This window comes from Fusicatenibacter saccharivorans, assembly GCF_015557635.1.
Lineage (GTDB): Bacteria > Bacillota > Clostridia > Lachnospirales > Lachnospiraceae > Fusicatenibacter > Fusicatenibacter saccharivorans.
In genome coordinates this window covers 24505-42745 of the sequence record NZ_JADNOP010000022.1, presented here as the reverse complement: position 1 = coordinate 42745, position 18241 = coordinate 24505, and the positions used below count along the sequence as shown (strand labels likewise).

Sequence of the window (18241 nt, the reverse complement as noted above, 5' to 3'; positions counted from 1 at the left end):
TCTGGATATCTTGGTAATAGATTCATTGTTTGGTGGAAGCATCCTCCTGAGGAGTGCATCCTTTAATTCTGGACTATCCTTTCGACATTTGCCCTGTCTCTTTTTTTGCCAATACCATAGACAGTTTTCTTTCATTTGCTGTTGTCTCCAATCTCCATACACTGATATGGATAAAGCCTGCCAAGTATCATGCTGATACAGCACCCGGCAGTGCTTTCTGAAAATATGGTTTCTCTGTACTTTTTCTTATCACCCCAGAGATGTAGGATTTCTCACAGGCGGCAGTGTGCTTCACTGCTCCATTGGAAGTTGTCACTCTGTCAGTCGATTCTCCTCGCCCCAGACACAGAGCTGATCCAGCACAGTCATCAGCGTTTTTCCTCGTTCCGAAAGCGTATATTCCACCTTCGGCGGAATCTGCGGATACTCGGTGCGGACGATCAGTTTATCCGCTTCCAGCTCCTTGACAGTCTACATCTGCATTTTTAAAAATATGCGTTTCAAGATTCTTTGAAAGTAAGCGCAAAATAATTCGACGGATTGTGTTGCCCTAAAAATCAATTCATAATAATCATTAGAGAATGCAAGCATTTCACTTCATTTTCTCTTGCTTGAAATGATAGATGCGAGCATTTTACTCTATTCAAGTTATCCCTGTGTGTTAGGATAGTTGTCAGTGAAAGATAATTACTTTTGTGGTAGTATGTAGCTATCACAGGAAGGGAGCTTTCGCTATGAACTATGACGAAGAAGGCGATGGATAAACTGATTACAAGGAAGGAAGCAGCCAGTATACTGGGAATCAGCGTAAAAACACTGGATGCTGTAAGAACAGACGGTTTGATCTCCTATGTTCAGTATGTGGAAAACGGCTGCTGATGCAGTCAGCACAGATTAGGATGACAACGCTGATTGACTATACATCAAAAGTGAAGAACTTGGCTTTGTTGGCAGTAGTCTACCAGAATTTTTCATTACAGTGTTTTGCTAAAGGAATCCGATGGAGCTATACCCTGGATTTTTCTGTATTCTCTGGGTGACATTTTGACTATAGACTGAAAAGCGCTTGAAAATTTCCCCTGGGTTTGGTAGCCTACCTGGGAAGCAATATCCGCGATAGTGTCATTTGTTTCCCGTAATAATTTCATAGCCTGACGCACTCGAAATTCCTTCATATAGGTGGCGATAGGCTGGCCGTAGACTGCCTTGAATATCTCCTTTAGAGTGGAGGTATTTATCAAATACTGTTTGGAAAGTTCTGCAATCGTAAATCGTTGATCCAAGTGCTCTGTCAACTGTTGATGAATTTCTTTTATCAATTCGGTTTGCTGGGAGAAGTATTGAGTCAATTCTTTATGCTCCGATTTCATATTGCTCAAATAAATCAAAATTTCCAGCACCTTCAATTTCAAGAGGGAAATTCGAACGGATACAGGAGCAGAAAAGAGTGGAGCAAAAATATGCTCTAAATCGGAACAGGACGGGATTGCGGATGGCTTTCCGGAGCAAAATCGATCCCGTAACTGGTCTGCCTCCACACCGGCATTCTTTAAAACTTCCGGGCAAATGGAAGAGAGCTGTTTCAGATCCACGGAAATGGAAATTCCCTCTGAATATCCTAGGGGAAACATCATGGCGGAATCCGCGCAGCAGGCCATACTGTGTGCTGTCACATCACCTCTACCTAAATAGACGGCAGTACCGTCTTGCATATTCCAACCCACGCGACCACTGCAACAATAGTAAATTTCTAAAACAGAATCCGAAGCATCATGCTGAAACTTGATCTCTGAAGCAAGAAAAACATTGAAGGATACCTCTATTCCAGGAAAAGTTTCATATGCCTCCATAACCCCTTTTCCAGCGGTAACCGCTCGAAACTGTTCTCCAAAGAGTGTGGTACCCGTTCCGCCAGCCCGGCAATGCTTCAAGGCGAGGGTGCCGTTTGGAATCTTTTGAAATTTTTGAGCGATAACTTTGGATTCTTCTTTTTTCATGGCGTTCCTTTTTGTTTTTCTACTTGCGACGGACAGGCGATTTTTACAAGCCACTCAATCATGTGATGGAAATTTCGGGCCTGCTCGGTATCGGCCGCTTTATAATAGACCTCTTTTCCGTCCCGGCGGCTAACGATCAGACCTGCTGATTTCAACTGCTTGAGATGGTGAGAAACTGCAGGACTGCTCATATTTACCATGGCTGAAAGATTGATAACACATTCCTCACAGTGGCAAAGCAACCAAAAAATGCGAATACGGCTGCCATCCCCCAGCTGCTTGAAAATATCAGCTACGGTTTGAAAGTTTTCTACGCTGGGCATATGTTCCAGTTCCTGCTCGATAGTTTGTCCGTGGTCGTGTGGTAAGGGGTTCTGAATCATTTAGCACTCCTCCTTAAAGTCTATCTTACCATAGGCTGAAGGAAAAAGAAACTTTACTTCTGAAATATTTCTGGTTCAGGACCAGCGTCATGGGTGTAATCCAAGATACGGACACCATCACCTATCTCTTTCTGCACCAGCTCCCGCATACGTTTGGCAAAAGGACAGGAGTAACCAATGGGAGTCATGTGATATTGTTCCAGCACATCTTTCAACGTGATTCCTTGCATTCTTTGTTCCGCTGTTTTTTGAATGTCCAAGTAAAAATCCCGCAGCACCAGTTGAATATTTACACCCACGCCACAGGCAGGATTGGTGTGGATGTCCTGATGGAGCAGGGGCTTGTTGCCCTCTACTGCCCGATAGGCATCCAGTAGAGTGATTTTCTCCGGCTCACGAGCCAGAGCAGGTCGGGGATGTCCCTTCACGCTGACCAGCAGTCCTCCCTTCCGCAGGGCGGACATGAGCTGGCGCACATAGGCAGGATTCGTCTGAATGCTCTCTGCCAGCTTGTTACTGGTCAGGTCGCAGTCTGGGTACAGAGCGATAAAAGCCAGAATATGAACAGCATCGCTAAGGCGGGTAGAATATTTCATAGCCTGATCTCCTTTTTTGCTTTGATGTTATTTTTATTATAACAACATATTGACAGTGACGCAAGAGGATGCTAAAATAATTTGAAGTAAGAATAAAAATAACACCCACTTGAAAGGAATGGTGACAATGAACTTCTATGATGATCTGGTCATGCAGACCCAGATGAATTATTCCAGGCACTATCATATCTATGCTTCCGGCGGTACGCCTTATCAGCTGACTGACAAAAAGCCGCTGCCGTATAGCGAACAGATCCATCGTTTGGTACAGGAGGTAAAGGAAGCTGACTGTGTGGTAGTGGGCGGGGCCTCCGGCCTGTCCGCTGCCGGTGGTGGAGATTTTTACTACGAGGACAACGACTCTTACCGCAAATACTTCCGCCCTTTTGCCGAGAAGTACCACTTCAAAGGTGCTTTTGCAGGGATGATGCACCCCTGGAAGACAAGGGAAGAGTATTGGGGGTATCTCGCCACATTCCTTCACACCACCCAGACCGCACCTGTGCGTCATTCCTATTTGGATTTAGACGCTTTGCTGAAAGGCAAGGACTTCTTCATCCTCACCACGAACCAGGATACCCAGTTTGTCAAACTCTACCCGGAGGAGAAGGTGGCAGAGATTCAGGGGGATCACCGCTTCTTCCAGTGTGCCGCCTGTTGTACCGATGACACTTGGGATGCGGTAAAGCCGGTGGCTGATATGGTAGCCGCTATGGGGAGTGACACGAAGATTCCCACGGATCTCATTCCCCGGTGCCCTCACTGCGGCGGTGAGGCATTCCCTTGGGTGCGAGGATATGGGAATTTTCTGCAAGGAAAGAAATACGAAGAACAGTACGAAAAAATTTCTCGCTATGTGCTGGAACACAAAGACAGCAAAATTCTGTTCCTGGAGCTGGGCGTGGGCCGAATGACTCCCATGTTTATCCAAGAACCTTTCTGGAACATGACCCTCAGCTTTCCCCATGCTCGATATATTGCTGTCAACAACAAGTATGACTTCCTGCCCAAGCAGTTGGAGGACAAGGGCATGACCATTGTGGCCGACATTGCTCAAGTGCTGCGGGATGCACGGGATACCATGGACAGCGGAGATAACGATCGATGAGGGTTGCAAACCAAGCGACGCTTCAGGAACTTGCCGAGCGTATTGATCAAGCAGATGCTGTTGTGATCGGAGGCGGCTCCGGCCTGTCAAACGCGGCTGGATACGACCACTACCATTGGTCCCCGGCACTTTCGGAGGCATTGGCTCCCTTTCGCGAACAGTATGGCTTTACCTCTCCGCTGGCTGGATTCTACCATTGCTTTTCCAGCTATGGGGAACAGTGGGGGTATTACAGTCAATATATCCGCTTCATGTGGGAAGCCCCTACGGGGCAGCCCTATCTGGATCTGCAAACGCTTGTTGCAGATAAACCGGTCTTTGTGCTGACCACTAATGTCGATCAGCAGTTTTTTCGGGTATTTCCCCAGGAACAAATTTGCGCCTTTCAGGGAGACTTTAGCTATTGCCAGTGCAGCCAGCCCTGTCGGGATGATATTTGGGAAAACCGCGAACTGGTGAAGGAACTGACTGGTTGCCTGGCAGGTGTTCGCCTGCCGGAGGAGGCTGTTCCTCGTTGCCCGGATTGCGGGCGGGTGCTGGTGCCTTGGGTACGAGATGATACCTTTCTGGAGGGAACCTTCTGGCAGGATAACCTGCACCGCTACCATAGATTCCTGCGACGCTGGATAATGGATCAGTCCGACAAAAAAGTCCTGCTGTTGGAACTTGGCGTGGGTGAGATGACGCCCAGTATCATCAAACTGCCCTTCTGGGAACTTACTGCCAAAAATGAAAACGTCTTTTATGCATGTCTTAATCGAGAGTCATCTCATAGGCCAGAGCATCTGCGGGGACGCAGCCTGTATCTGCAAGGAGATTTGGCGGAAACTCTAGCTGCCCTCCGGCAGGAGCGCTCCATCGCAGCAAACATAAAATAGAAAGGGGCGAACGAATATGATTGATTGGAACCCTATTGCGGAAAAATTCAGAGAAGCGGACGCTATCTTGATCGGGGCCAGTAACGGACTGTCCATCACCGAAGGACTGCATTTGTTTGCGGACAATGCAGCCTTTGAAAGACTGTTTGGGGATTTTAAACGGAAATACGGCCTTGGGTGTATTTTGCAGGGCATGATGGCTGGATGGCCCAGCGAGGAGGAAAAATGGGCCTTCTGGGCTCGGCTCATCCATCATTACTGCGGGCAGTACCAGCCTACGCCGGTGATGAACGATTTGAAGGCCATTGTGGGAGAGAAAGATTACTTTGTCGTCACATCAAACGGAGAAGGTCACTTTGAACTGTGTGGCTTCGATCCGACGAAAATCTATGAGATTGAGGGCAACTGGTTTACTATGCAGTGTGCCCGCCCCTGCCACGACACCATATATCCTAGTCTGGAGGTGGCAGAAAAATTATCGGCTGCTGAACAGAGCGGTCATGTGCCTACAGAATTGGTGCCGCGCTGTCCCAAGTGCGGCGGTCCCATGGACATCCACATGGGTGCGGGTCAGAGAATGATTCCGGATACCGCTGCCCAGGCACGGTTCCAAAACTTTCTGAAAACCTACCACGGGAAGAAACTGGTGGTTTTGGAGCTGGGCATTGGCTGGCGCAATCAGCTGATCAAGGCTCCGATGATGCGCCTGGTGGCCGGCGAGCCAAACGCCACTTATGTGACCATCAATCTGGGGGAGATCTACATTGCGGACAATATCAAAGAGAAGTCCTTCGGACTGGACGGGCGGCTGGATGAGCTGCTGCCTGCTCTCCGGGAGGCGTGTGAGGTATGACGATTTCGGAGCAGGTTCAAAATGACTATACAAATGCATAAACTCTCATGAATCAGGTTGCTTCCTGAATCCTTTGCAGCAGTAGAGAATGCATAAAAAGCCGGGAAGTTGACTCAAATTGTCAATGCCTCCCGGCTATTATCAGGCAGATATTAATATAGTTAGAATCATGGTATATATTTCATTCCCCATTGGGAAATGGCGTAAAAGACCGGCAGCAGGTCCCGCCCTTTTTCGGTGAGGGAGTACTCCACTCGCAGAGGCATTTCATTATATTGGATACGCTGAACCAATTCGTCCGCTTCCAGCTCTTTCAGCGCGTTGGTCAGAGCTGTGTTGGTAATGGGTTTGAGAACTTTTTTCAGTTCCCCAAACCGCATAGGACACTTGATGCACAGTTCATAGAGAATTTGGAGTTTCCATTTGCCCTGCAGCATTTGAACCACCGGCGTGACCGGGCAGTTTCCCTCGCCGGTTAGAATGACACTGCCAACCTTTTCTTTGAATTCTTCATAAGTCATAATTGGATCGTTCCTCGTCTTTTGCAGTATATTTTTTGATACCAGGTATAAATAATTTGCGTACTTGAACAAAAATTACTATCAGATATAATAAATATATCACTGGTTGGCCATACAGTCAACGACTGAAATCTCTTAGAAAGGTCTGAATTTTATGAAAGAACTGAACATTATGGAGGCTACTGTTCTGACCTCCCCCAATCCGCTGACACTGATCTGCTCTAAAAAGGAGGATGGTTCTACGAACCTGGCTCCCATTTGCTTTGTGTCTTACCTCTCCTTCAATCCGCCTATGGTGGGCTTCGCCACTGGCAAACAGTCCCACACCGGCAAGCGTGTGCGTGAGACCGGCAAAGTCATTGTCACTGTTCCCGGTGAGAGTCTGGCAGGCGCAGTAATGGCCTGCGGAGCATCTACCGGTGCCGAGACCGATAAGGTGGCCGCCAACAACATCGAGATGATGGCTGTGGAGGGCAGCGACATCCAGATTCCGGCGGACACCCGGCTGGCGATGGTGGCTACCTTGCAGCAGTCGGTGGAGGTGGGCGACCATATCCTGCACATCTGTCAGGTGGACAAGTTCCTGGGCGATGGGGACAAGAAGGGCCTGTATGCCTGGAACGGCTTCGGGAAAGTTGCACCTGCGGCAGAAGGCTAAATCTTAAAACGGTAAGGCGGCATCAGCGGTGGCTGTTTGTATTAAATTGAGTGGATCGTCATTGGGACTGAGACCGGACATAGGAAGGGCAAAGCCGTATTGAAACCGGAATGGGTGTGGAACCTGACACATCAGGCCCATTCGCTTGGCATCCCTGTATTTATGAAGGAAGATCTGCTTCCTATTATGGGAGAGGCACAGATGGTACAAGAATTTCCCCCGGCTTTTTACCGGGTATTGGAGGAACAGAAGACATGACAGAAGTAAAAGAGAGCAGCATTCTGATTCAGGATGTAGAAACCAAAAATATTATGACAAAATCCGCCCTGCCGGTGGGAGGCTATTCCGTCAATCCTTATGTGGGCTGTACCCATGGCTGCAAATACTGCTACGCCTCGTTTATGAAGCGATTTACCGGGCACACCGAACCGTGGGGGACATTCCTGGATGTGAAACATTGGCCAGCAATCAAAAATCCGCAAAAATACAAAGGGCAGCGCGTAGTCATCGGTTCAGTGACCGATGGATATCTGCCCCAGGAGGCTCAGTTTCAGAACACCCGAAAGCTTCTTGAACAGCTCCGGGGCAGTGAAGCAGAAATTCTCATCTGTACCAAGTCAGACTTGGTAATCCGTGACATTGACCTTCTGAAAAAATTGGGAAAGGTCACGGTCTCTTGGTCGATCAATACATTGGACGAAGGCTTTAGAAATGATATGGACAATGCCGTCAGCATCAAGCGACGGCTGGATGCCATGAAGCAGATCTATGATGCGGGCATTTGCACCGTCTGCTTTATTGCCCCTGTCTTTCCGGGTATCACGGATTTTGAGGCTATCTTCCATCAGGTCAGAAATCAATGCGACCTGATATGGTTAGAAAATCTAAACCTGCGAGGCGGATTCAAAAAAGACATCCTTGACTATATACGTAAAAAACATCCTGACTTGGTTCCGCTGTACGACGCTATCTACAACAAGAGAGACAGAAGCTACTTCCGTGGTTTGGAGGATCAAGCGGAACGGCTGGCGAAAGAAAACAGCTGTCCCTTCGTGGACAACGAGCTGCCCTACGGACGAGCAGAGCCTGGGCACCCGGTCATTGTGGATTACTTTTACCATGAGGAAGTGCGTGGCTCGGAAAACACCGGGCGACGCAACCCCCAAAAATAATTTGTGAAATAAATGGGTTCTGACATGGAGCTGTGCTTCAATGTCAGAACCTTTTTTAGCACTGTTTACCCATTCAGAAGTTTTCTTATCCCTCTTGGAAGGACTTGTACTCCGTCCATTGTTTTTCGATTTTCCCCGCTCTACAATGTAGACAGAACGATTAAATGATAGGTGTTTATCAAGTTTTACATAAAATTATATTACCGGTAAGCATACGATGAGCAGATGTTTTTTATTGCCTTTCGAGTATAGATACGTTAAAATATACTTATTAAGCATGATGAATTTGGGAGGTATTTTTCGTGGAAATTAGAGTTCTTCGATATTTTCTGACTGTAGTAAGGGAAGAAAGTATCACAAAAGCCTCAGAAGTTTTACATATCACGCAGCCGACACTTTCACGTCAGCTTGCACAGATGGAGGAAGATATTGGTGTAAAGCTGTTTGATAGAGGGACACGGAAAATCAAATTGACAAATGAAGGAATACTTCTTCGCCGTCGTGCGGAAGAAATTTTGCAGCTTGTAGATAAGACAGAAAAAGAATTAGTGGAGCAAGAGGAACAGGTGGAAGGTAAAATTTCCATTGGGTGTGGAGAAATTGCTGCTGTACAACTTCTTCCTAAAATAATTGAGTCCTTTCGTCGGAAATATCCCCGTGTTACTTTTGACATTTTTACAGCCACAGCAGATTTGGTAAAGGAACAAATGGAGAAGGGACTACTGGATATTGGTTTGCTTCTTGAGCCGGTTGATATGGAAAAATATGAATTTATTCGCTTGAATATAAGGGAAAAATGGGTGGTTCTGATGAAATCGGATGATCCACTCTCCAAGAAAGAAACGGTAAGCGCAAAAGATTTGTCTGTACTGCCTTTGATTCTTCCTAGGCGTATGAATGTGCAGAGTGAGTTGGCAAGTTGGTTTGGCAACTACTATGAGAAACTGGATATTGTTTTTACCAGCAATTTAAGTACGAACAGCGCAATTATGGTGAATGGAGGCTTGGCATATTCATTGGTGATTGAAGGGGCTGTACCGTTCTGGAATCAATCAAAGGTTACATTCAGACCGCTTGATCCGCCACTTACAGCAACAAGTGTATTAGCATGGAAACGTGGTCAGCCGTTTAGCTTAGCAACCACAAAATTCATCAAACATATTCAATGCTTTTTAGGCATGGACAAACCATAAAAACTAAGTATTTGATATAATTCAATTAGAAAATTATAATATAGGTGTAGAGATAAAGCAAACAGCTTTAATTTCTGCACCTATATTTTTTATTGAGGAGGGAGTGCCATTTCATGAAACCGGATTATGATTCCCGTATAAACGCCGGATTAAGCAAAGAAGAAATCGCAAAAATTTCAGGATGCGAAGATCAAGAAATGCAGATAAGGATGTTGCGAAAATATCGGTACAAATTGCTTGATGAGGTACATGAAAAGCAGCAGTCACTTGATGCAATCGATTATATGATCTGTAAAACAAAAAAATAACAATAAGAGGAGGAAAAGGCGTGAATCAGCAAACAACTCTGTTTTCAAACGAGAAGTTGATGGCTATGATTATTCCCCTGTTTTTAGAGCAGCTGCTGATAATGCTTGTAGGGATGGCGGACACACTGGTGGTCAGCTACGCAGGAGAAGTGGCAGTATCCGGTGTTTCACTGGTAAATCAGTTCAATACTATTTTTATTTATCTGTTTACAGCATTGGCATCTGGAGGGGCGGTTGTGATCAGCCAGTATATTGGTAGAAAGAAAAATGATGACGCTGGAGAATCCGCCAGTCAGCTTCTTTCATTTTCTGCGATTTTTTCCATACTGATCGTAGTGATGGTTCTAATTGGAAATGAAGGGATGCTTCGTCTGATGTTCGGTAAAGTGGAAGATTCTGTGATGCACTCTTGTATTACATACCTTAGGATTTCTGCATATTCCTATCCGGCATTGGCGGTTTACAATGCTGGCGCTGCCCTTTTTCGCAGTATTGGAAAAACCAGTGTGACCATGTATTTGTCGGTAATTTCCAATATCATCAATGTTATTGGAAATTTCATTGGTGTACTTGTTTTGCGTGCAGGTGTTGCAGGTGTTGCATACCCTTCACTGATCGCTCGGACATTTTCAGCCGTGATGATTACAGTACTTTGTTTTCAGAGAAAAAATGAAGTGTTCTATCGCTGCAAGTGGATTTTCCGGTGGAATGTGGATTTCATGAAACAAATTCTAAAAATCGCTATTCCAAATGGGATGGAAAACGGTATATTCCAGTTAGTCAAAGTAGCATTAAGCGGTATCGTTGCACTTTTTGGAACATATCAGATTGCTGCAAATGGTGTTGCACAAAGTATCTGGTCATTGGCTGCGCTGGCGGGAGTCTCTATGGGTCCCGTATTTATAACGGTCATTGGACAGTGTATGGGAAATGGGGATGCAGATGCTGCGGAGCATTATTTTAAGAGATTGACAAGAATCACATTGCTGATTTCATCGGCATGGAATCTTTTGATTTTTCTTCTGACTCCATTCTTTATGAAATTTTATGCTTTGCAGCCGGAGACCAAACGGCTTGTAATCTGGCTGGTTTTAATCCATAACGTGTTTAATGCAGCAGCATATCCCTTTTCCGGTGCGCTTAGTAATGGGCTGCGGGCAGCGGGTGATGTGAAATTTACCATGTATGTTTCGGTTATCTCCACGATAGCGGTGCGTCTGCTTTTATCATGGCTCTTGGGAATTGTTTTGAAAATGGGCGTGATCGGGATTGCTATTGCAATGGTTTGTGACTGGAGCATTCGGGCGGTCATTTTCTTCTGGAGGCAGAAGTCCGGAAAATGGAAAACATTTCAGGTGATATAGATTCATTTATAATAAGTTCAATATCGGTATATTATGCCTTATGGTCTTAGCAAGTTTTGCCGTTTTGCTGTGAATGTGTGGGAGGTCAATCCTGCTGGAAAAGCTGATGAACAGGTTGCCAGAGAAGGGCTTTCCTGTATGGAAGTTTGGATGAAAGAACTGGGACTTACAATGAATCTCCATGAGTTGGGGGCAACAGAAGAAATGTTGCATGGTATTGCAAATGGAACCATCATCATGGAAGGTGGATATAAGGTGTTGAATCATGATGAGGTATTGGAGATTTTGAAGAACAGTTTGTAAGCATTCAAGTAGGAGCTTTTATAACGATAATATAATAGAAAAAGGCAAGTGCTGTGAAAGAAATTTTTCTTTGATGTTGCTTGTCTTTTTTTAATTCATCACTTGACATTGTGGCAAAGAAATCCTGAAAGGGGACGAGTAGAAAAAAGAGCAGCTGCATGAGCAGGAAGAAGAAAATAGACAGAGCAGTTGATGATGTGGAAGGTTCGGTGCAGTGTGGGTGTAATGCTCATGCTACACCGGACTTTTTTCGAAAATGATTTTTAATAATGTTGATTTTCAACTACTTTTAACTCAAATATTGCATCTTAACTTAAAAAGAGTTAAGATTGCAAGTAATGACATGGAATATCTCGATAAAGTTCCTGGAGTCAAGAATCAAAGTGTTTTTAAAGAAGCTTATGTTATGGGATATTCTATTTACTAATGTTGATTTTCAACTGCTGGACGAATGGGAGGGGTGCTTCATGCCGTTGCAAATGATCAGAAACGATATTACAAAAATGAACGTTGACGCAATCGTCAATGCTGCCAACACGTCCCTTTTGGGCGGCGGCGGTGTGGACGGCTGCATTCATCGTGCGGCCGGACCGGAACTGCTTGCAGAATGCCGTACGCTGCATGGCTGCGAAACCGGCAGTGCAAAAATTACAAAGGGATACCGTCTGCCCTGCAAATATGTGATCCATGCAGTCGGTCCGCGCTGGCGGGATGGCAGGCATCGGGAGCAGGAGCTTCTGGAATCCTGCTATCGGACATCTTTGAATCTGGCGAAAGAAAATGGCTGTCAGTCTGTAGCCTTTCCGCTGATTTCCTCCGGTGTTTACGGCTATCCAAAAGACCAGGCTCTGAAGGTTGCAGTCGATACCATCAGCGAATTTTTGCTGGAAAACGAGATGATGGTCTATATCGTTATTTTTGACCGAAAGACATATCAGATTAGCGGAAAGCTGTTTGATGACATCGCAGTGTACATAGATGACAGGTATGTGGAAGAACATACCGACAGGAGGGCAGAACAGAGTCGGTGTTCCGAAGCATGGCAAGAGGAATCCTGCTTTGAAGCTGCATCTGTCCCGCTGCCGCCCGAAGCAATTTGTAAATCCTGCAGCAGTCAGTCTCTGGAAGAGGCGCTGGGGCAGATGGATGAGAGCTTTTCAGAAATGCTGCTTCGAAAGATTGAGGAAAGCGGTATGACGGATGCACAGTGCTACAAGAAAGCAAATATTGACAGGAAGCTCTTCTCAAAAATCCGTTCGGATAGATTCTATAAGCCATCCAAACCTACGGTGCTGGCATTTGCCCTCGCTTTGGAGCTGCCGCTTGCCCAGATGCAGGAGATGCTCGGCAAGGCAGGATTCACATTGTCCCATTCAAGTAAATTTGACATCATTGTAGAATATTTTGTCGAACGGGGAAACTATAATGTGTATGAAATTAACGAGGCACTGTTTGCCTTTGACCAGAGTCTGATCGGAGCATAAGAACAAAGAAATGTCGCTTTCCATGCGACCACTCCACAAAAGAAAATCGCTATACTATGACTGTAAGGTACAAAACCGAGCAGCCATATGCGCGTGTAATGAGCCAAAGTTCGAGCTTGCTCGAAACCTTGGCGAATACCGCGACAGCGAGCCCGCAAGGGCGAGATCTTTTTGGAGGAGGACAAGCATATGAGAAAGAATTTAACAGAGATCGTTTTTATCTTAGACCGCAGCGGTTCCATGAACGGACTGGAACGGGACACCATCGGCGGATTCAATTCTATGATTGAGCAGCAGAAAAAAGCAGAGGGCGAAGCATTGATCTCAACGGTACTGTTTGACAATGTGAGTGAAGTCCTGCACGACCGTGTAGATGTAAAGAAAATCCGACCGATGACCGACCGGGATTATACAGTTCGCGGATGCACAGCGCTCTTAGATGCCATCGGCGGTGCGATTCATCACATTGGAAATGTTCATAAGTATGCAAGACCGGAGGATGTACCGGAACACACCATGTTCGTAATCACTACGGACGGAATGGAAAATGCCAGCCGCCGGTACAACAGCGAAAAAGTGAGGCAGATGATCGAGCGGCAGAAAGCGAAATACGGTTGGGAGTTTTTGTTCCTCGGTGCTAATATTGACGCGGTAGAGACCGCAAGCCAGTTCGGAATCGGTGCAGACCGTGCAGTCAACTATCAGTGCGACAGCGAAGGAACTGCGTTGAATTATGAGGTGGTCAGCGAAGCAATCAGCTCTGTCCGGTGCAGTGCCCCGTTGAACGCAGACTGGAAAAAACGTATAGATGAGGATTATAAAAAACGTGGAGGAAAATAGAAATATGCAGGCGTATACCTACGTTTCAAAAGGAAAATTCGAATTAAGAGAGAAGCCAAAACCGACCCTGATGCAGGAGCGGGATGCTATTGTCAAAGTGACACTCGCCAGCATTTGCTCCAGCGATCTGCATATCAAGCATGGCAGCGTTCCGCGGGCAGTACCCGGGATCACGGTTGGCCATGAGATGGTGGGGATTGTGGAAGAGGTTGGAAAGGCAGTTACCAAGGTAAAACCGGGAGACCGGGTGACAGTAAACGTGGAGACCTTCTGCGGTGAATGCTTTTTCTGCAAGAAAGGGTATGTGAATAACTGTACAGATGAAAATGGCGGTTGGGCGCTGGGCTGCCGGATTGATGGCGGCCAGGCGGAATATGTGCGTGTGCCCTTTGCAGATCAGGGACTGAATAAGATTCCGGATGGCGTTACGGATCGACAGGCATTGCTGGTGGGCGATGTTCTGGCTACCGGTTACTGGGCAGCGCGTATTTCAGAGATCTCAGAGCAGGACACGGTGCTGATCATCGGAGCCGGCCCCACCGGTATCTGTACCCTGCTTTCGGTAATGCTGAAAAAACCAAGACGGATTATTGTGTGTGAAAAGGATAAAAATCGTCTGCAGTTTATCCGACAGCATTATCCGGAGATTTTGTTGGTTTCTCCGGAGAAGTGTGAAGCGTTTGTACGGGCAAACAGCGATCATGGGGGAGCTGACGTTGTGCTGGAGGTTGCGGGGGCGGAAGCTACCTTCCGTCTGGCCTGGGAATGCGCGAGACCCAATGGTCTGGTGACGGTGGTTGCTCTTTATGATCAGGCACAGATCCTGCCGCTTCCGGATATGTATGGAAAAAATCTTACCTTTAAAACCGGAGGGGTGGATGGCTGTGACTGTGAAGAAACATTACGGTTGATTGCAGAGGGAAAACTGAACACAGAGCCGCTTATCACCCATACCTATCCCTTAGAAAGGATAGAGGAAGCCTATGAACTCTTTGAAGGTAAGCGGGACGGTGTAATTAAGGTAGCAGTAGAATGCTAAAAGAAGATATAGATAATTCCAATCATTAATGTACTATATATGATCAATCAGCCGAAGCGAGGAATAAACTTACGGATGAGGAAAAACGGTTAATGCAGTGCTTTTGAGGGGCAAACTTTCGTGCATTCATAGCAGAGAATACACTCTGTTCCGTTTTTCCGCTTGCGGGTTTCCTTATTAACCTCCACGTTCATGGGGCAGACCTGCAGACACTTCCTGCAATGGACGCACTTATCCTCATCGCAGTGGACGCGCAGAAGAGAAAAATAGCTCATAGGTTTGAGAAAAACCGTAATGGGACACAGATATTTGCAGAACGCCCGATTATCTTGAAACAGGAAGGCAAACACAATACCGACAAGGTAATAAAGCGCATTCCCGGCAAGAAAAAGCCAGAACATCATTTGTTCCAAATGTGCCACCTGCATCAGAAAGAGCCCGGACACCAACGCCAGAGACAGAAGAAACATCACATAGCGAAGGATGCCCAGCTTTTCTTTTCGTGGCTTCTGCGGCTGATTGTAGGGCAGAAAGTCCAGCACCATAGCTGTCCAGCAGGCGTAGCCGCACCAGCCACGCCCAAAAAGCAGCGGTCCGAAAATCTTTGCAACCGCGTAGTGGATAGTTGCTGCTTCGAAAACGCCGAGAAACAGGTAGTACCAGAACCCTTCGATCTGCATATTTTCACGGGAAATCACGCCAAGGTACAGCAACATATAGCTGCCCACTGCCAACTGGACGAAATGCCGGGCATACCGTTTCCCGGCGGTAAACAGTGCCGTTCCAAGCCCAAGGCAGGCTCCGATGTAGCTGAAATTCAGCAGATAGAAAAAATTGTCCTTTGTGAGCCACAGCGTAACTGCCACTGCTTCAAACAGCAGAAACAGCAGCATAGATGGCACGTATTTGTGAAGTCTGTTTGGGATTTTCGTCATCTCTTTGATCCTCTGCTTTCTTATTTTTTCTCAATGCACGGACTGCCAGGCCGGTGCAAGAGCGTGTCTGGTATCTTAGCATAAGTATAGCAGAGAAATAAAAAAATAGTAATCAGATTCTTATAAAACATCTGCAAAAAAAGTGAAACGACTACAGGCGCAGACGGTTATGACCGCCTGCGCCTGTAATCGTTTGGAGTCATGCCAGACTGTTTTTAAAAGCTGTCTGGAAATGGCCTGGACTGGAAAAGTTTGATGTATTCCTATGCATAGGGTATAATGTCTTTAGAAAAAAAGATATGATTACGAAAACAAAATATTCCGCAAACATGATAGAGAAAGTAGGTATGCTATGAAAAGAAAAATTATGATTGCTGCAGTGGCAGCTGCTGTGATTTTTGCGGTGATTGCGATCCTTTCCGTTTTGGCGCAGACACCGGCATTAATCTGAGAAATCGAAATGATCTGCTGTGAAATTTCCGGCGGATCATGGAAGGATGGGAAAACTGGCGTTTCGCAAATGATTTTGGCTACTTTCATACAAAAAAATACTTTGAATATCAAGAAATCTATGCTACACTGATACTGCATGACAAAATAAAAGAAAGTGGGGATTGTAGTATGAGTGGTCTGTTTCGGGCTCTTCATCGGACAAAAGTGTTTCGAAATCTGACGGAGCAGGAGTTTGCATGGGTTTTATATGATGTGGGAAATTCGGCATTTATTATGCTTGCCTGTTCGCTGATTCCGATCTGGTTTAAGAGTCTGGCAATCGGTACAGGGCCGGGAAAAATCAGTTCGGATCAGGCGACGGCGTATTATTCGATTGCCATTTCCATTGTTACGGTGGTGGTGGCACTGATCGGTCCTGTCTGCGGTGTGCTGGCGGATCGTAAGGATAAGAAAAAGATCTTTTTTACCACAACGGCAGGTCTTGGCATCACAGGATGTGTGCTGAATGGCGTTGCAACGAGCTGGGTGCTGTTTCTGGTCATTTACATTGTGACAAGAGTCTGCTATAATGCATCGCTGACGATTTACGATTCCATGCTGAATGATGTGACAACGGAGGAACGTATGGATGAGGTATCCTCCTATGGCTATGCGTGGGGATACCTGGGATCCTGCATTCCGTTTCTTGTAGCACTGATTGCTTACGTTCTGGGGCCGGATATGGTCCGGGTGCTGCCGGATTTTGTCTCTAAGATGATTGGCTTTGGCGTGACGGCTCTCTGGTGGCTGGTGGTGACGCTGCCGTTGCTGAAGGAGTATCGGCAGAAGAATTACGTGGAAATGAGAACGGTTACCGTTGGTCAGACGTTTGGAAAAATATTCAGAACCCTGAAAAAAATCGCAGTTTCGGACCGGAAAGTATTTTTCTTTCTGATTGGATTCTTTCTCTATATTGATGGGGTCGGAACGATCATTGACAACTGCATCAACATCGGAACCGATCTGAACCTGAATACGGTCGGACAGGTTGTTTTCCTGCTTGCCACGCAGGTTGTCGCTTTTGGAGGATCTCTGTTTTTTGCAAAACTGTCGCGGAAAAAAGATACGGTATCCCTGATTCTGATCTGCATCGCAGGCTATTTTGTCATCTGCCTCTATGCGCTGACACTGCGGACGCTGGTGCACTTTGCGATTCTGGCATTTGGAGTGGGATGCTTTCAGGGATCAATTCAGTCGTTGTCGCGGTCGTATTATTCCAAAATTATTCCGGCGGAGAATTCGGGAGAATATTTTGGCATCTACGATATTTTTGCCAAGGGCGCTTCCTTCCTTGGATCTGTAGTCATTGCAGTTGTAAAGCTGGCGGGAGGAACGATCAACGTAGCGGTTGCATGTCTGGCGGTTTTCTTTGCACTTGGATTTGTTTTTCTGAAAATTGCAGACCATCAGCCGATGGCGGGTGAAAAATAAAAGATACACAGTATAAAAAATCTCAAAACCAGGAGAACAAGAGCAACTGGTTTTGAGATTTTTTGCTTTTGACTCCGGGGTTTCACAAAGAGAGGTTACGTGTTACGATAATCAGTGAGTCGGGCTGCCGGGAATGTGGCTGCCTGAAAAAAGCACAGACAGGCCAGATCCGGAAAGCCGGAAGAGTCGATCACAGGGATGCGTCTCTGGACAACGAGGAGCTGCACATTGGTACCAGACCCCATTACACTTCTATCTGCAGACCCCGATTGCACAGATTCATGATTACAGCATGGCGCAGTTTGAGCATTGGACGAAAGAAACATTCTCTGCCAATTTTCGCAAAATGCTGACGCTGGAACAATACCGCGATCCAAAACTTGCGCAGCTTCATCATGATTATCTGGCGTGCGGACCATTGAAATATATGGCGGTGATTTTTCGTAAGCTGGCGGATTCTGATGAAACGGCCATGCAGCTGGCGTTGGAGTTTTATCTGTGAGAAGAACCCGGAAGCTTTTGAAAAATTTGAAGCCGCATTCCCCAAAAAGGAAAAGCTGAAATTGCCGGGGCAGCTGTTCTGATTCGAGCGATAAAGTTTGGCAGCAGAACGATGCTGAGGGGTAAGCAGGTGTGTGATAAAAGGAGAACAGGACAATGGGGGAATCCCGTGTCCTGTTTTTTTG

At 46.3% G+C, this 18241-nt stretch carries 21 protein-coding genes and 1 pseudogene; 16 read left to right on the top strand and 6 right to left on the bottom strand.

The genetic code is table 11. The annotated features are described in order from the left end of the window. Positions 1-312: 312 nt before the first annotated feature. Positions 313-468: pseudogene (locus I2G42_RS14960) on the bottom strand (winged helix-turn-helix transcriptional regulator); the annotation flags it as partial. A gap of 273 nt (positions 469-741) precedes the next feature. Here I2G42_RS14960 and I2G42_RS14955 point away from each other — a divergent pair. Continuing rightward, positions 742-879: a hypothetical protein gene (locus I2G42_RS14955; protein ID WP_442857661.1), complete on the top strand. Its 138-nt coding sequence runs from the start codon at positions 742-744 to the stop codon at positions 877-879. A gap of 95 nt (positions 880-974) precedes the next feature. On the opposite strand, the gene I2G42_RS14950 is transcribed toward I2G42_RS14955, so the two are convergent. Genes I2G42_RS14950 through I2G42_RS14940 form a run of 3 tightly spaced genes read right to left on the bottom strand, consistent with a single transcriptional unit; the run spans position 975 to position 2976 of the window. After that, positions 975-1997, bottom strand: a complete 1023-nt coding sequence (locus I2G42_RS14950; RefSeq protein ID WP_055228486.1) for a helix-turn-helix domain-containing protein — start codon at positions 1995-1997, stop codon at positions 975-977. After that, complete coding sequence (locus I2G42_RS14945) at positions 1994-2380, bottom strand: ArsR/SmtB family transcription factor (RefSeq protein WP_055228485.1); 387 nt, start codon at positions 2378-2380, stop codon at positions 1994-1996. The genes I2G42_RS14950 and I2G42_RS14945 overlap by 4 nt, the downstream gene beginning before the upstream one ends. 53 nt (positions 2381-2433) lie before the next feature. Beyond that, positions 2434-2976, bottom strand: coding sequence for an Rrf2 family transcriptional regulator (locus I2G42_RS14940; RefSeq protein ID WP_167622871.1), 543 nt, complete (start codon positions 2974-2976; stop codon positions 2434-2436). A gap of 127 nt (positions 2977-3103) precedes the next feature. Between I2G42_RS14940 and I2G42_RS14935 the strand changes: the two genes are divergently transcribed. From I2G42_RS14935 to I2G42_RS14925, 3 genes are read left to right on the top strand one after another with little or no spacing between them, the layout of a single operon-like run. After that, entirely contained in the window at positions 3104-4084 is a 981-nt protein-coding gene (locus I2G42_RS14935; RefSeq protein ID WP_173841546.1) for an SIR2 family NAD-dependent protein deacylase, read from the top strand. Next, a complete protein-coding gene (locus I2G42_RS14930) occupies positions 4081-4962 on the top strand; it encodes an SIR2 family NAD-dependent protein deacylase (RefSeq protein WP_055228483.1) in 882 nt (293 codons plus the stop codon). Before I2G42_RS14935 ends, I2G42_RS14930 begins: the two co-directional genes overlap by 4 nt. A gap of 16 nt (positions 4963-4978) precedes the next feature. Continuing rightward, positions 4979-5815, top strand: coding sequence for an SIR2 family NAD-dependent protein deacylase (locus I2G42_RS14925; RefSeq protein WP_055228482.1), 837 nt, complete (start codon positions 4979-4981; stop codon positions 5813-5815). 167 nt (positions 5816-5982) lie between these two features. On the opposite strand, the gene I2G42_RS14920 is transcribed toward I2G42_RS14925, so the two are convergent. Continuing rightward, complete coding sequence (locus I2G42_RS14920) at positions 5983-6336, bottom strand: winged helix-turn-helix transcriptional regulator (protein WP_055187091.1); 354 nt, start codon at positions 6334-6336, stop codon at positions 5983-5985. A gap of 154 nt (positions 6337-6490) precedes the next feature. Here I2G42_RS14920 and I2G42_RS14915 point away from each other — a divergent pair, with 154 nt between their 5' ends. From I2G42_RS14915 to I2G42_RS14870, 10 genes are all read left to right on the top strand, one after another. Continuing rightward, entirely contained in the window at positions 6491-6994 is a 504-nt protein-coding gene (locus I2G42_RS14915) for a flavin reductase family protein (RefSeq protein ID WP_055228481.1), read from the top strand. A 99-nt stretch (positions 6995-7093) separates the two neighbouring features. Beyond that, a complete protein-coding gene (locus tag I2G42_RS14910) occupies positions 7094-7252 on the top strand; it encodes a hypothetical protein (protein WP_242856731.1) in 159 nt (52 codons plus the stop codon). Beyond that, the gene (locus tag I2G42_RS14905) at positions 7249-8166 is read left to right on the top strand and encodes a radical SAM mobile pair protein B (RefSeq protein ID WP_055228480.1); all 918 of its coding nucleotides are present in this window, start codon (positions 7249-7251) and stop codon (positions 8164-8166) included. Before I2G42_RS14910 ends, I2G42_RS14905 begins: the two co-directional genes overlap by 4 nt. A gap of 302 nt (positions 8167-8468) precedes the next feature. After that, positions 8469-9359 (top strand): LysR family transcriptional regulator, encoded by an 891-nt coding sequence (locus tag I2G42_RS14900; protein ID WP_022462480.1) that lies wholly within the window; start codon positions 8469-8471, stop codon positions 9357-9359. 113 nt (positions 9360-9472) lie between these two features. Continuing rightward, a complete protein-coding gene (locus tag I2G42_RS14895) occupies positions 9473-9667 on the top strand; it encodes a DUF4224 domain-containing protein (RefSeq protein ID WP_022462481.1) in 195 nt (64 codons plus the stop codon). A 20-nt stretch (positions 9668-9687) separates the two neighbouring features. Next, a complete protein-coding gene (locus tag I2G42_RS14890; RefSeq protein WP_055228479.1) occupies positions 9688-11031 on the top strand; it encodes an MATE family efflux transporter in 1344 nt (447 codons plus the stop codon). A 138-nt stretch (positions 11032-11169) separates the two neighbouring features. After that, positions 11170-11334, top strand: coding sequence for an oxidoreductase Fe-dependent alcohol dehydrogenase family (locus tag I2G42_RS16740; RefSeq protein WP_022462483.1), 165 nt, complete (start codon positions 11170-11172; stop codon positions 11332-11334). 467 nt (positions 11335-11801) lie between these two features. Further along, the gene (locus I2G42_RS14880; protein ID WP_055228478.1) at positions 11802-12818 is read left to right on the top strand and encodes an O-acetyl-ADP-ribose deacetylase; all 1017 of its coding nucleotides are present in this window, start codon (positions 11802-11804) and stop codon (positions 12816-12818) included. A gap of 189 nt (positions 12819-13007) precedes the next feature. Beyond that, positions 13008-13658, top strand: a complete 651-nt coding sequence (locus I2G42_RS14875) for a vWA domain-containing protein (RefSeq protein ID WP_055228477.1) — start codon at positions 13008-13010, stop codon at positions 13656-13658. 4 nt (positions 13659-13662) lie between these two features. Beyond that, the gene (locus I2G42_RS14870) at positions 13663-14697 is read left to right on the top strand and encodes an alcohol dehydrogenase (protein WP_055228476.1); all 1035 of its coding nucleotides are present in this window, start codon (positions 13663-13665) and stop codon (positions 14695-14697) included. Between the two features lie 89 nt (positions 14698-14786). On the opposite strand, the gene I2G42_RS14865 is transcribed toward I2G42_RS14870, so the two are convergent. Beyond that, a complete protein-coding gene (locus tag I2G42_RS14865; protein WP_416388229.1) occupies positions 14787-15623 on the bottom strand; it encodes a 4Fe-4S binding protein in 837 nt (278 codons plus the stop codon). A 630-nt stretch (positions 15624-16253) separates the two neighbouring features. Here I2G42_RS14865 and I2G42_RS14860 point away from each other — a divergent pair. Both I2G42_RS14860 and I2G42_RS16510 read left to right on the top strand, forming a co-directional pair. Next, on the top strand, positions 16254-17555 hold the full coding sequence (locus tag I2G42_RS14860) for an MFS transporter (protein WP_195531212.1): 1302 nt from the start codon (positions 16254-16256) through the stop codon (positions 17553-17555). Positions 17556-17688: 133 nt separating this feature from the next. Continuing rightward, positions 17689-18057, top strand: coding sequence for a hypothetical protein (locus tag I2G42_RS16510; protein ID WP_238033057.1), 369 nt, complete (start codon positions 17689-17691; stop codon positions 18055-18057). The last annotated feature ends 184 nt before the right edge of the window (positions 18058-18241 follow it).